This is a genomic window from Gordonia sp. OPL2 (assembly GCF_003797825.1).
In the GTDB taxonomy this organism is placed as follows: Bacteria; Actinomycetota; Actinomycetes; order Mycobacteriales; family Mycobacteriaceae; genus Gordonia.
On record NZ_RKME01000001.1, the window covers coordinates 172,427 to 185,642 of the forward strand.

General features: G+C 69.3%; 11 protein-coding genes. All 11 read left to right on the top strand.

Features of this window, described 5'->3' with window-relative positions:
* Window positions 1-95: 95 nt before the first annotated feature.
* Window positions 96-1,004, top strand: coding sequence for a transglutaminase family protein (locus tag EEB19_RS00810; protein ID WP_187583029.1), 909 nt, complete (start codon window positions 96-98; stop codon window positions 1,002-1,004).
* A 208-nt stretch (window positions 1,005-1,212) separates the two neighbouring features.
* Complete coding sequence (locus EEB19_RS00815) at window positions 1,213-2,376, top strand: hypothetical protein (RefSeq protein ID WP_187582266.1); 1,164 nt, start codon at window positions 1,213-1,215, stop codon at window positions 2,374-2,376.
* 11 nt (window positions 2,377-2,387) lie between these two features.
* Complete coding sequence (locus tag EEB19_RS00820) at window positions 2,388-3,776, top strand: replication-associated recombination protein A (RefSeq protein ID WP_187582268.1); 1,389 nt, start codon at window positions 2,388-2,390, stop codon at window positions 3,774-3,776.
* 70 nt (window positions 3,777-3,846) lie between these two features.
* Window positions 3,847-6,519, top strand: a complete 2,673-nt coding sequence (alaS, locus tag EEB19_RS00825; protein ID WP_187582270.1) for an alanine--tRNA ligase — start codon at window positions 3,847-3,849, stop codon at window positions 6,517-6,519.
* A complete protein-coding gene (gene ruvX / locus EEB19_RS00830) occupies window positions 6,516-6,947 on the top strand; it encodes a Holliday junction resolvase RuvX (protein WP_187582271.1) in 432 nt (143 codons plus the stop codon). Before alaS ends, ruvX begins: the two co-directional genes overlap by 4 nt.
* 100 nt (window positions 6,948-7,047) lie before the next feature.
* Complete coding sequence (gene mltG, locus EEB19_RS26805) at window positions 7,048-8,970, top strand: endolytic transglycosylase MltG (protein WP_262365350.1); 1,923 nt, start codon at window positions 7,048-7,050, stop codon at window positions 8,968-8,970.
* A gap of 5 nt (window positions 8,971-8,975) precedes the next feature.
* The gene (locus EEB19_RS00840; RefSeq protein ID WP_187582272.1) at window positions 8,976-9,803 is read left to right on the top strand and encodes a shikimate dehydrogenase; all 828 of its coding nucleotides are present in this window, start codon (window positions 8,976-8,978) and stop codon (window positions 9,801-9,803) included.
* A gap of 95 nt (window positions 9,804-9,898) precedes the next feature.
* The gene (locus tag EEB19_RS00845; protein ID WP_187582273.1) at window positions 9,899-10,282 is read left to right on the top strand and encodes a prepilin peptidase; all 384 of its coding nucleotides are present in this window, start codon (window positions 9,899-9,901) and stop codon (window positions 10,280-10,282) included.
* Between the two features lie 40 nt (window positions 10,283-10,322).
* The gene (gene aroC, locus EEB19_RS00850; RefSeq protein WP_187582274.1) at window positions 10,323-11,531 is read left to right on the top strand and encodes a chorismate synthase; all 1,209 of its coding nucleotides are present in this window, start codon (window positions 10,323-10,325) and stop codon (window positions 11,529-11,531) included.
* A complete protein-coding gene (locus tag EEB19_RS00855; RefSeq protein WP_187582275.1) occupies window positions 11,528-12,082 on the top strand; it encodes a shikimate kinase in 555 nt (184 codons plus the stop codon). The genes aroC and EEB19_RS00855 overlap by 4 nt, the downstream gene beginning before the upstream one ends.
* Window positions 12,079-13,188 (top strand): 3-dehydroquinate synthase, encoded by a 1,110-nt coding sequence (gene aroB / locus EEB19_RS00860; protein ID WP_187582276.1) that lies wholly within the window; start codon window positions 12,079-12,081, stop codon window positions 13,186-13,188. The genes EEB19_RS00855 and aroB overlap by 4 nt, the downstream gene beginning before the upstream one ends.
* The last annotated feature ends 28 nt before the right edge of the window (window positions 13,189-13,216 follow it).

Sequence of the window (13,216 nt, forward strand, 5' to 3'; positions counted from 1 at the left end):
CCGACGCCGCCTCGGCGGCCGGACCCGCCGATTCGGACACCGACTGGACCAACCGTCCGGTCCCCGCCGCCGAGCACACCCGTCGGTATCAGGTGATGCACCGGACCCGCTACACGTACGACGACGTCGTGTCGTCCTCGTACGGGCGCTGCTACCTGACGCCGCGCGAGCTCCCGCAGCAGCGTGTCCGGTCGGCCGAGGTCGTCATCGAACCCGAACCCGACGACGTGTCGACGGGTGTCGACGTCTACGGCAACAGTGACTCCTACTTCCATGTCCGGACCAACCACGACTCGCTCGTCGTGACCGCCACCTCGATCGTGGAGGTCGATCCGCCCGACGCAGGTCTGCGACTGTCACCTGCCGCGCTCGGTCCCTGGGAACAGGCACGTCCCGCCGCCGTGGGGACCGCGGGTGCGGGCGTGACGGAGTTCGTGCTCGATCTGTACCCCCCGGAGATCACACCGGCCGTCGCCGACTACGCGAACGTGGTGTTCACACCCGGTCGACCGCTGATCGAGGCGGTCACCGATCTCACCTCGCGGATCTTCCGCGACTTCACCTACAAATCGGGCTCGACGGCGATCAGCACCCGCGTGGAGACCGTGATGGAGCGGCGGATGGGCGTGTGCCAGGATTTCGCCCGTGTCGCCATCGCATGCCTGCGATCGGTCGGTCTGGCCGCCCGCTACGAGTCGGGATACCTCGCCACCGACCCACCGCCCGGGAAGATGCGGATCTTCGGCGCCGACGCCAGTCACGCCTGGGCCGCCGTCTGGCTGCCGGGGGATCGCTGGCTCGCGTTCGACCCCACCAACGACAAACTGGTCGACGAGCGGCATGTCACCGTGGCCTGGGGCCGCGACTACGACGACGTGCCCCCGCTGCGTGGCGTCATCTACACCGAGTCGAAGAAGAGCCGGATCGACGTATCCGTCGACGTCAGCCCGCTGGGGCCGGACGAGACGGGACTACGCCCGGGCGTGACGGAGACCGCCGGCTGAACACGACGGCTCGTCCGGGATCGGCGTCCTGTCGCCCGTTCGACCGACATCACCGGCGGCCGTCTCGGGTATCACCCTGTGTCGTGTGCGATCACTGTTGTGCGAGTTGAGATCTGAGGTTTGTCGGTGTTTGCCGGTAGCAAGTGGGTTGCAGATGAGTGAAGAGTCGTGACGGTCCGTCGGACGATTGGGTAGGTTGGTTGATGACATGACGGTAATCACTGAGAGTCGCATCGCTGGTGTGGTGCGCGCGGCCGAGGCGGTTCTCTCGCATCGAGCCGGTTCCCCCGTCACCCTCGCCGACCCGGAAGACCTCGGTGGCAGTGGCCGCACCGTGGTGGTGCGGGCGCGGGTGATGGCCAATCCGCTGTCGATGGATCGCACCCTGGTGATCAAGGCGCTGCCCGACGACGAGGATCCCCGTGCGTTCCACCGGGAGTTGGCCTCCTACAAGTACGCGACGGCGCTCCCGACCGAATCGCGGCCGGGTCCGCAGCTGATCGCGTCTGATCCCGACATGCGGGTGCTGGTGCTCACCGATCTCGGGCATGGTCGGTCGATGTCGTCGCTGCTGTCGGGCACCGATCCCGTCGAGACCTCACATGCGGTGAGTGCGTGGGGCCAGGCACTCGGCCGGATGCACGCCGCCACGGTCGGTGGCGAGATCGACTTCCTCGCGATCCTGCGCCGCGGCGCCCCGGGGGCCGAGGACGAGGACGTGCTGGCCGACACCGCGATGCGAGCCGTCGCGGATGCACCGGCCCTCCTCGCACGGCTCGACGTCGACTTCGCCGACGAGGTGCGCGATCGGCTGACCGACGCCTGCACCCTGTTCGCCGACGGCGATCACCGCGCCTTCAGCCCGTCCGACGTCGGACCCGAGAACATCCTGCTGAACGACGAGGGTGTCCAGTTCATGGACTACGAGTGGGGCGGGTTCCGCGACGCGACCCTCGACATCGCCTACGCCGTGGTGACGTGTGGTGCCCAGCTGTCGCGAGCGAACGTGGGCAAACGCACCGACCTCGAGATCTCGATGATCGACGCGTGGCGGTCGGAGGTGTACCCGATCTGGCCCTCCCTCGGCCACGACGGAGAGTGTTCACGCAAGATCATCACCGCGCGGCTGCTGTGGACCTGGCTGTCCACGATGTGGATGCTGCCGCCCGACGACGGGCTCGCCGGTGTCGAGGCACCGCACATCAGTCCGTCCGGCTACTCGCACGACTGGGCGCTGCACAGCAACGACCCGCGCGTCGTGGTGGCCCGCTGGGCCGATCTGTCTGCTGCCGCCGCGCGTGCCGGTGAGCCGGCTGTCGCCGAGTTCGCCGCACATCTCGGAGCCGCGCTGCAGCGGACCTGGCTCACCTGACCGCGCCGGGCATGGACGGGCTCTTCGACCCACCGTCAGGCGGCACGGTCACCGGTTCCGGTGCAGGGGCACTGACCTCGCCTCCGCAGGCGAACGCGCCGCTGGCCGTGCGGATGCGGCCGCAGTCGCTCGACGAGATCGTCGGACAGCAACATCTGCTCGGTCAGGGCTCGCCGCTGCGTCGACTGATCAACGGTTCGGGCGCCGCATCGGTGATGCTGTACGGGCCGCCCGGTACCGGCAAGACGACGATGGCCGCGTTGATCTCGCGTGCGACCGGCGGCCGGTTCGAGGCTCTGTCGGCGTTGTCGGCCGGCGTCAAGGAGGTCCGCGCGGTCATCGACGTCGCACGCCGCCGACTGATCGACGGCCAGCAGACCGTGCTGTTCATCGACGAGGTGCACCGCTTCTCGAAGACCCAGCAGGACGCATTGCTGGACGCGGTGGAGAACCGGATCGTGCTGCTGGTGGCGGCCACGACGGAGAACCCGTCCTTCTCGGTGGTCTCGCCCCTGTTGTCGCGGTCGCTCGTCCTGCAACTGCGTTCGCTGTCCGACGACGACATCCGCGAGGTGTTGCGTCGGGCGGTCGCCGACCCCCGCGGGCTCGACGGCCGGGTGTCGATCAGCGAGGAAGCGCTGGACCATCTCGTCGCAGTGGCCGGTGGTGACGCGCGTCGTGCATTGACCGCGCTCGAGGCGAGTGCTGACGCGGCCGTGCAGATCGAGGAGGCGGAGGCCTCACCGGTCCTCGAGGTCGCCGATGTCGAGGCAGCGATCGATCGCGCGGCGGTCCGCTACGACCGGGACGGCGATCAGCACTACGACGTCACCAGTGCGTTCATCAAGTCCATCCGCGGTTCCGACGTCGACGCCGCACTGCACTACCTCGCGCGGATGATCGCCGCGGGCGAGGATCCCCGGTTCATCGCGCGTCGGCTGATGATCCACGCCAGCGAGGACATCGGGATGGCCGATCCGATGGCCCTGCAGACTGCGGTCGCCGCCGCCCAGGTCGTCGCACTCGTCGGCATGCCGGAGGCGAAGCTGGCGCTGACCCAGGCAACCATCCATCTCGCGACCGCACCGAAGTCGGCGGGCGTCGTCTCCGCGATCGGCGCGGCGCTCGCCGACGTCGAGGCGGGAAAATCGGGTGCGGTCCCGGCCCACCTGCGAGACAGTCACTATGCGGGGGCCAAGGGTCTTGGCAGCGGCATCGGTTACCGATACCCCCACGACGACCCGGACGGCGTCGTCGCCCAGCAGTACGCGCCGGACGACCTCGTCGGCGTCGACTACTACCACCCGACAGATCACGGGAACGAACGCGAGATCGGTGCCCGCCTCGGCCGGTTGCGATCCATCGTGCGTGGTGTCACCGGGCGGGGACGTCGACGGTAGTCTGGTAGGTCGACCAGCCCGGACGGCCCCGACCTCCGCCCGCCGACCACGACCCCCGAGGACGAACTCAGTGCAGACGCATGACATCCGGCAGCGCTTCCTGGATCACTTCATCAAGGCGGGCCACACCGAGGTCCCCAGCGCCTCGCTGATCCTCGACGATCCGAATCTGCTGTTCGTCAACGCCGGGATGGTGCCCTTCAAGCCGTACTTCCTCGGTGAGCAGACGCCGCCGTTCGACCGCGCCACGAGTGTGCAGAAGTGCGTGCGCACCCTCGACATCGACGAGGTGGGCATCACCACCCGGCACAACACCTTCTTCCAGATGGCCGGAAACTTCTCGTTCGGTGACTACTTCAAGCGCGAGGCCATCAACTTCGCGTGGACCCTGCTCACCAACAGCGTCGACGACGGCGGGTACGGCATCGCCCCGGACAAACTCTGGCCGACGGTGTACCTCGACGACGACGAGGCCGAGGCCATCTGGCGCGACGAGATCGGGGTCCCCGCCGAACGCATCCAGCGTCGCGGTCTCAAAGACAACTACTGGTCGATGGGCGTGCCCGGTCCGTGCGGGCCCTGCTCGGAGATCTTCTACGACCGCGGGCCGGCCTATGGGGTCGAGGGAGGACCCGAGGCCGACGAGGACCGCTACATCGAGATCTGGAACCTCGTGTTCATGCAGAACGTGCGCGGTCCCGGCGGCGGCAAGGACGGATACGAGATCCTGGGCCCGCTGCCGAAGAAGAACATCGACACCGGCATGGGCATCGAACGTGTCGCCTGCATCCTGCAGGGCGTCGACAACGTCTACGAGACCGATCTGTGCAAGCCGATCATCGACCTCGCGGCCCGTCTCACCGGCCGCGCCTACGGGGCCGGGAATCACGACGACGACGTCCGGTTCCGGGTGATCGCCGATCATGCCCGCACCTCCGCGCTGCTGATCGGTGACGGCGTGCTGCCCGGTAACGACGGCCGGGGATATGTCCTGCGCCGACTGCTGCGCCGCGTGGTCCGTTCCGTGCGGTTGCTGGGCGCGGATCAGCCGACGATGGACGATTTCATCGGTCTGGTCATCGACACGATGTCGCCGTCGTATCCCACTCTGGCCGAGCAGCGCGATCACATCATCGCGGTCGCCGTGGGCGAGGAGGCGTCGTTCAGCAAGACCCTGGCCGCCGGTTCCAAGTTGTTCGCCGACGCCGCCCACGCGACGAAGGCCGCTCGGAACACCACCCTCAGCGGAAACGACGCGTTCACCCTGCACGACACCTACGGGTTCCCCATCGACCTCACGCTCGAGATGGCCGCCGAGGCTGGTCTGTCGGTCGATCAGGAGGGCTTCACCGCTCTCATGGCCGAGCAGAAGCAACGCGCGAAAGCCGATGCAACGGCCCGCAAGACGGGTCACGCGGACCTGTCGGTGTACCGCGAGTTCCTCGATCGGGGACCGACCACGTTCACCGGCTTCGACGAACTCGTGTCCGAGGCGAGAGTGCTCGGTCTGGTGTCCGACGGGTCGCGGGTGCGCACCGCCGCGCCCGGGCAGGAGCTCGTCGTGGTGCTCGACCGCAGCCCCCTCTACGCCGAATCCGGCGGACAGATGGCCGATGTCGGCACCATCACCACCAGTGACGGGGTTCGTCTGCGTGTCACCGACGTGCAGAAGGCGGGCAAGTCGGTCTGGTTGCACAAGGTGATCGTCGACGAAGGCGAGATCGCCGAGGGCGACGAGGTCATCGCCGCCGTCGACCAGGGATGGCGACACGGTGCCACACAAGGACATTCGGGCACCCACATGGTCCACGCGGCCCTGCGCCAGGTGCTGGGCCCCACTGCCACCCAGGCCGGTTCGCTGAACCGTCCGGGCTATCTCCGGTTCGACTTCCACTCCGGGAAACCGTTGTCGGAGAGCCAACGTCGCGAGATCGAGGAGATCAGCAACGCGGCGGTCGAGGCCAATTACCCGGTCAACACCTTCGAGACCGGGCTGACCGAGGCCAAGCAGATGGGCGCCGTCGCGCTGTTCGGCGAGAACTACGGTGACGTGGTCCGCGTGGTCGAGATCGGTGGGCCGTTCTCGATGGAACTCTGCGGTGGCACCCATGTCGCGGCATCGGCACAGATCGGGCCGGTCACGGTGATCGGCGAGTCGTCGGTCGGCTCGGGTGTGCGGCGGGTGGAGGCCTACGTCGGGATGGACTCGTTCCGCTACCTGTCCAAGGAGCGGGCGCTGATCGCCGGTCTCGCGTCGTCGCTGAAGGTGCCCTCTGAGGAGGTGCCGGGCCGGGTCGAGCAACTCGTCACCCGTCTGCGCGACGCCGAGAAGGAGATCGAGCGGATGCGCGCCGAGTCGGCGCGCTCGGCCGCCGGCGGACTGATCGACGCGGCGACACCGTCCGGTGACACCCTCGTCGTGGGTGGCCGGTTGCCCGACGGGCTCGACGGCAATGGTCTGCGCGGCCTCGCGACCGATCTGCGCGGCAAGGTCGCCGACCGCCAGGCCGTCATCGCGTTGTTCTCCGCCGACGGCGACGGCACGAAGGTGCCGTTCGTCATCGCCACCACCGAGGCGGCCCGCGCGCGCGGGGTGAAGGCCGGTGACATCGTGAAGGAGATCGCGCCCCTCATCGGTGGTCGGGGCGGCGGAAAGCCGGACCTCGCACAAGGATCGGGGTCGGACCCCGACGGCATCGACTCCGCCATGACCCGTGTCCGCGACCTCGTCCGGGATCGATGACCTGGACGAGAGGACGCCGCCTCGGGATCGACGTCGGTTCGGTCCGCGTCGGCGTCGCGGTGTGTGACCCCGACGGCATCCTCGCCACCCCGGTGGAGACCGTGCAGCGCACACCCGCCGGCGACGGCGACATCCGGCGCATCGTCGCGTTGGCCGGGGAGTACGACGTGGTCGAGGTGATCGTCGGACTGCCCAAGACCCTCCGCAACGAGTCCGGTACCGCTGCCGAACTCGCCCGCGAGTTCGGTGACCGGCTCGCCGCGCGGATCGCCCCCGTGGGTGTCGAGTATCACGACGAGCGTCTGACCACGGTCACCGCGACCCAGGCACTGCGTGCGAGCGGTGTGAAGGCGAAGTCGTCGCGCGCCGTGATTGATCAGGCGGCAGCGGTCGCTATTCTGCAGGGGTGGCTGGACACCCGACGATGAACTCTGCTCGCGTCCGGCCCCACATCACATCGCAATTCGTGATCGCGAACCACGTCTGTCGCGCCCTCGAATCTCGCGGGAACCTGAGAGGAACCACTCGGTGACCGACGAACGCCATCGACCTCGGCGGCACGATCTCTCCGAACAGCCCACCGAACAGCTCGACCTCGAACGGTTGCGCTACTTCACCCAACCCGCCGAGGGAAAACCGTCCACACGGCATCGTCGGCGCCGCGAAGGAGCCGCCGACGGTTCAGCGCCCGCCCGCGGGGCCGCGCGCACACCGCACCCGCCGACGACGGGCCCCCAGCCGACGGCACCCCGTCCGACGCCGCCCCCGGACACCGCGCCCGCATCCGGGGCGCAGCCCGTCCTCGGCCGACCCGACGAGTGGGAGACCGCTTCGGAGCCGCCACGCCCGCCACAACGTCTGCCGACCGCAGGGCCGGCCGGGACGGTCCCGCGCGGCCGACCGGTCCCCGAACGTGCTGTTCCCGAACGCATCCCGCCGGGCAGCGGTGACGAGGGCGACCGGCCGCTGGCGGTCTCGTCCGGCGAATACGTCGATCCCCTGCGCAGCGCCGTCCCGCATCGCGCGCGACGGCGGCCCGCGCAGATCCCCCCGCAGGGTTCCGCGCCGACCGGACGGGCCGCCGCTACCGGGCAGCGCTCGGTGCTCGACGAACTCGAGCTCGACGACCACCGGGATGTCGACCACCGGGATCTCGACCACGGGGATCCCGGCCATTCCGACCTCGATCTGCGGGACCGATCCGGCCCCGGTTCGCCCGACGACACCGTCGGCCGCGAGCGGCGCCGACGACCGCGAGGCGGGCGTGCCGCCGCGCGTCCCCGGGGACGAGACACCGACTCGGCACCAGGCCGCACCAGGCGCCGCGTCGTGCTGGGCGTGGTCCTCGTGTGCATGCTCGCCCTCGTCGTCGGCGTCGGCTTCGTCGGACTCCGGTCGTTCGGCGTGTTCGAGAACCGCAAGGACTACACCAACACCGCCGGGACCTCCGACGTCATCGTCGACATCCCGCAGAACTCCACGCTGATGGACTTCGGCCGCATCCTCGAGGACAACGACGTGGTCGGCAGCGTCCGCGCCTTCGTCAACGCCGCCGACGGGCAGGCGATGTCGGGCGGTTACTACAAACTCCGCACGCAGATCCCGGCGGCCACGGCGGTCCAGATGATGACCGACGGCAACGAGTACCGGGTCGGGCGCATGGTGGTGCCCGAGGGTTTGCAGCTCGACAACAAGGAGGGTGTCGACGGCAAGACGACGCCCGGGATCTTCCAGATGATCTCGAACGCGACTGCGGTGACGGTCAACGGGGAACGCATCGGCGCCGACGTCGGCCAGCTCGAGAAGGCGGCCGCCGAGGCCACCCCCGAACAACTCGGCGTCCCGGAATGGGCCCGGCCGACGGTCGAGGAGCTCGCCGGGGACCATCGACGGATCGAAGGCCTCATCGCTCCCGGGACATGGGAGACGATCGACCCCGATCACTCACCCACGCAGATCCTGCACGACCTCATCGTCGCCAGCGCGCTGCGGTTCGAGCAGTGGGGTCTCCTCGAGACCCATGACTCCGGACTCTCGCCGTACCAGACCCTCGTTGCCGCGTCGGTCGTGGAGCGGGAGGTGGCCAGTCCCGAGGACTTCCCCAAGGTGGCCAGGGTCATCCTCAACCGGTTGCGGGACGGTCAGCGTCTGGAGATGGACTCCACCGCCAACTACACCGCGACCGTCACCAACATCGACGTCTACGGCGACGCCTACAAGGCCGACAACAAGTGGAACACCTACCGGATCACCGGGCTGCCGGTGACGCCGATCGGTGCGGTCGGGGAGCGGGCCCTCACGGCGGTCGAGCATCCGACCCCCGGACGATGGCTGTACTTCGTCACCATCGACCGCAACGGCACCACACTGTTCGCGAACACTTTCGACGAACACAAGCAGAACCGCGAGAAGGCTTGCGAGAACAAGCTTCTGACGACCGGGTGTAGCTGATCGCCATGTCGTCGCCGCGCCGCGCCGCCGTTCTCGGATCACCCGTGGGCCACTCGCGATCACCCGATCTGCACCTCGCCGCCTATCAGGCGCTCGGCCTGGGTGACTGGACCTACGAGCGCATCGAGTGCACGGCGGAACAGTTGCCCGATCTCGTGTCCGGGCTGGGACCCGAGTACGTCGGTCTGTCGGTCACGATGCCCGCCAAACTGGCGGCACTGGCGTTCGCCGACGTGCGCACCGACCGCGCCGAACTCGTCGGATCGGCCAACACCCTCGTCCGCACCGATCAGGGGTGGCGCGCCGACTGCACCGACATCGACGGTATGGCAGGTGCGTTGCGTGAGGTCGGCGCCGAGTCCGGCACCAATCCGTCCGCTGTCGTCGTCGGCGCCGGCGGCACCGCGCTGCCCACCGTCGCCGCGCTCGCCGACGCCGGGATCACCGAGCTGACCGTCGTGGCCCGGGATGCCGGCCGCGCGGTGCCCGTGGTGGAGGTGGCCCGCCGCCTCGGCATGACCTCGATCGTCCTGCCGTTCGGGGACGGCCCCGAACTCGGCCACCGGTGCCGCGTCAGTGCCGTCGCGGTCTCGACGGTGCCGGCTGATGCGGTGGCGCCGATCGTCGGATCGGTCGCGCAGGCACCGGCGGTGGTCGACGTGATCTATCACCCCTGGCCGACCCCGCTCGCCGATGCCGTGGACGCCGCGGGCGGCCGGATCGTCGGAGGTCTGGTCATGCTGCTCAACCAGGCGTTCAGCCAGGTGGAACAGTTCACCGGCCGGCCCGCCCCCCGCGAGGCGATGGCGGCGGCGCTCCAGCACAACGTCTGACGCGCCGGGGCGACGTTCGTCCACAGGGGACTGACTGATCCACAGATCGGCCCACGGTCGATGGCGATACGGTCGGCGCAGGGCACGCTCGACCGATGGCATCGTGGTTCGTCCTCGTCTGGGCCGGGGTGATCGCGCTCGGTGATGCGCGGACCGGACGCATCCCCACCCCGCTGGTGTGGCCCGGGGTGGCCGCGCCGATACTCGTCGGCGTCGATCATCCGGTCGTCGTGGCCTCTGCGCTCGTGACCGCGCTGCCGTATCTCGTGGCCGCGGTTGCCGGTCGATGCGGTGGCGGGGATGTGAAGTTCGCGTTCGCGGGCGGTGCGCTGGTGGCGGACCCCGCGATCGGGCCGGCGGTGGTTCTGGTGGCCGCCGTCGTCGGACTCGCCGGACATCTGCGTGCCGGTCGGTCCGGACCCAGGCCGCACGGACCCGCGCTGGTCGGTGCGACGGTCGGCGCGCTGCTGCTGACATGAGTCCCCCGACCAGGTGGGGTGGTCGGGAGCGTGAGGCGCCATGGAACAATCGGGAACTGTGTTGCGCTGGATAACTGCCGGAGAATCCCATGGCCCGGCCCTGGTCGCCATCGTCGAGGGGATGGTGGCCGGAGTGGAGATCACCTCGTCCGACATCGCCGAGCAGCTCGCCCGCCGTCGGCTCGGCTATGGGCGTGGGGCGCGGATGAAGTTCGAGGCCGACAAGATCACCCTTGTCGGTGGCCTTCGCCACGGCCGGACGATGGGCGGTCCCGTCGCGGTCGAGATCGGGAACACCGAGTGGCCCAAGTGGGAGACGGTCATGTCCGCCGACCCGGTGGATGCCGCCGAGCTCGAGGGCAGTGCGCGCAACGCGCCGCTGACCCGGCCCCGCCCGGGCCACGCCGACTACTCGGGAATGCTGAAATACGGCTTCGACGACGCCCGTCCGATCCTCGAGCGCGCGAGCGCGCGAGAGACCGCGGCACGCGTCGCGGTCGCCACCGTCGCGCGCAACTTCCTGCGCCAGGTCTTCGGGATCGAGGTGCTCTCGCACGTCATCTCGATCGGCGCGAGCGAACCATACGAGGGGCCCGCGCCCCGTGTCACCGATCTCGCCGCCATCGACGAGAGCCCCGTGCGCGCATTCGACGCCGACGCGGAGAAGTCGATGATCGCCGAGATCGAGGCGGCGAAGAAGGACGGCGACACCCTCGGCGGTGTCGTCGAGGTCGTCGCCACCGGGGTTCCCGTGGGCCTCGGGTCACACGTCAGCGGCGAAACCCGTCTGGATGCCCGACTCGCCGGCGCCCTGATGGGTATTCAGGCGATCAAGGGTGTCGAGGTCGGCGACGGCTTCACCACCGCGCGCCGCCGCGGCAGTCAGGCGCACGACGAGATGGTCCCCGGGCCCGACGGTGTGCTCCGGTCGACCAACCGCGCCGGTGGTCTCGAGGGCGGCATGACCAACGGCGAGGACGTGCGGGTGCGGGTCGCGATGAAACCGATCTCCACGGTGCCCCGCGCGCTGTCGACGGTGGACATGACGACCGGAGACGAGGCCGTCGCCATTCACCAGCGCTCCGACGTGTGCGCCGTCCCCGCGGCCGGTGTGGTCGCCGAGGCGATGGTCGCGCTGGTCCTGGCCCAGGCGGCCCTGGAGAAGTTCGGCGGCGACTCGGTGGCCGAGACCGCCGAGAATCTCGCGGGCTACCTGAAGCTCATCGACTCCCGTCCGCCGCGCTCATGACCTCCACTGCTCCGCGACGACGGCCGGTGGCGGTCCTGATCGGATTCATGGGGGCAGGCAAGTCGACGGTCGGCCGCATCCTCGCCGATCGCCTGGGCGTCGACTTCGTCGACACCGACGCCGAGATCGTGCGCACCACCGGGCGGCCGATCCCGGACATCTTCACCGTCGATGGACCGGCCCGGTTCCGCGAGATCGAACGGGATGTGGTGCTGGAGGTGTTGCGGTCACACGGCGGTGTCGTCGCACTCGGCGGTGGCGCCGTCATGACCCCGGCCGTCGCCGACGGTCTCCAGGGTCATCGTGTGATCTACCTCCAGGTGAGCGCCGACGACGGATTCGCGCGCGTCCGTGACAGCGACCGACCGCTCATCGCCGGTGACGATCCGCAGGCGCGCTACCGCGATCTGCTCGACGAGCGCCACGAGACCTACACACGCACGGGCACATTCGCCGTCGACGCCGCGGCCGGCGCGCCCAGTGACGTCGCCGACATCATTCTCGCCGAACTGGCCCGTGCACTGGTACCAGAAAGGGCATCGACCACATGACCGAGCCAGTGGCCATCACGGTCAACGCAGGCGCCCCTTACGACGTCATCATCGGGCGGGGACTGCTCGACGACGTCGCGGTGGCTGCGACGGGTGCCGATCACATCGCGATCCTGTACCAGCCGACGCTGGCGCAGACGGCCGAGCAGATCCGGGAGTTCCTGGTGGGCAAGGGGTTCGACGCCCACCGCGTCGAGATCCCGGATGCCGAGGCGGGCAAGGATCTGTCGGTGGCGGCGTTCTGCTGGGATGTCTTCGGGCGGATCGGACTCAAGCGCAACGACAAGGTGATCAGTCTCGGTGGGGGAGCGGCCACCGATCTGGCCGGGTTCGTCGCGGCCACCTGGATGCGGGGCATCGGCGTCATCCACATCCCGACCACCCTCCTGGCGATGGTCGACGCCGCCGTCGGCGGTAAGACCGGGATCAACACCGACGCGGGCAAGAACCTGGTCGGTTCCTTCCACGAACCCGACGCCGTGCTGATCGACACCGCCACCTTGGAGACCGTCCCGCGCAACGAGGTCGTCGCGGGTCTGGCCGAGGTCATCAAGACCGGGTTCATCGCCGACCCGGCCATCCTCGAAATCATCGAGGCCGATCCCGAGGCCGCGATCGACCCGACGGGAACGGTTCTGCCCGAACTGATCCGCCGTTCGGTCCAGGTGAAGGCGGATGTCGTCTCCGCGGATCTGAAGGAGTCGTCGCTCCGCGAGATCCTCAATTACGGTCACACGCTCGGTCACGCCATCGAACGGCGTGAGCGGTATCGCTGGCGGCACGGCGCGGCGGTGTCCGTGGGCTTGGTGTTCGCCGCCGAACTCGCGCGTCTGGCCGGCCGGCTGGACGACGCGACCGCCGACCGGCATCGGACCGTTCTCGACCTGGTCGGGCTGCCGACGAGTTATGACCCCGATGCACTCCCGGATCTGCTGGAGACGATGGCCGGGGACAAGAAGAACCGGTCCGGCGTGCTGCGGTTCGTCGTACTCGACGGCCTGGCGCGGCCCGGGCGGTTGGAAGGGCCAGATCCGGGTCTCATCGCGGCCGCGTATTCCGCGGTGGCGGGTGCGGCGCCGTCCTCCGGCGGTGGTGTGCTGCTCTGAGCCCCCGCTGCGGGAGGTGACGTGCAGA

Excerpts from the sequence above, each read along its gene's own strand:
- EEB19_RS00810 (WP_187583029.1), top strand. The coding sequence starts at position 96 with ATGCACCGGACCCGCTACACGTACGACGACGTCGTGTCGTCCTCGTAC.
- EEB19_RS00815 (WP_187582266.1), top strand. The coding sequence starts at position 1,213 with ATGACGGTAATCACTGAGAGTCGCATCGCTGGTGTGGTGCGCGCGGCC.
- EEB19_RS00820 (WP_187582268.1), top strand. The coding sequence starts at position 2,388 with ATGGACGGGCTCTTCGACCCACCGTCAGGCGGCACGGTCACCGGTTCC.
- ruvX (WP_187582271.1), top strand. The coding sequence starts at position 6,516 with ATGACCTGGACGAGAGGACGCCGCCTCGGGATCGACGTCGGTTCGGTC.
- EEB19_RS00840 (WP_187582272.1), top strand. The coding sequence starts at position 8,976 with ATGTCGTCGCCGCGCCGCGCCGCCGTTCTCGGATCACCCGTGGGCCAC.
- EEB19_RS00845 (WP_187582273.1), top strand. The coding sequence starts at position 9,899 with ATGGCATCGTGGTTCGTCCTCGTCTGGGCCGGGGTGATCGCGCTCGGT.
- aroC (WP_187582274.1), top strand. The coding sequence starts at position 10,323 with ATGGAACAATCGGGAACTGTGTTGCGCTGGATAACTGCCGGAGAATCC.
- EEB19_RS00855 (WP_187582275.1), top strand. The coding sequence starts at position 11,528 with ATGACCTCCACTGCTCCGCGACGACGGCCGGTGGCGGTCCTGATCGGA.
- aroB (WP_187582276.1), top strand. The coding sequence starts at position 12,079 with ATGACCGAGCCAGTGGCCATCACGGTCAACGCAGGCGCCCCTTACGAC.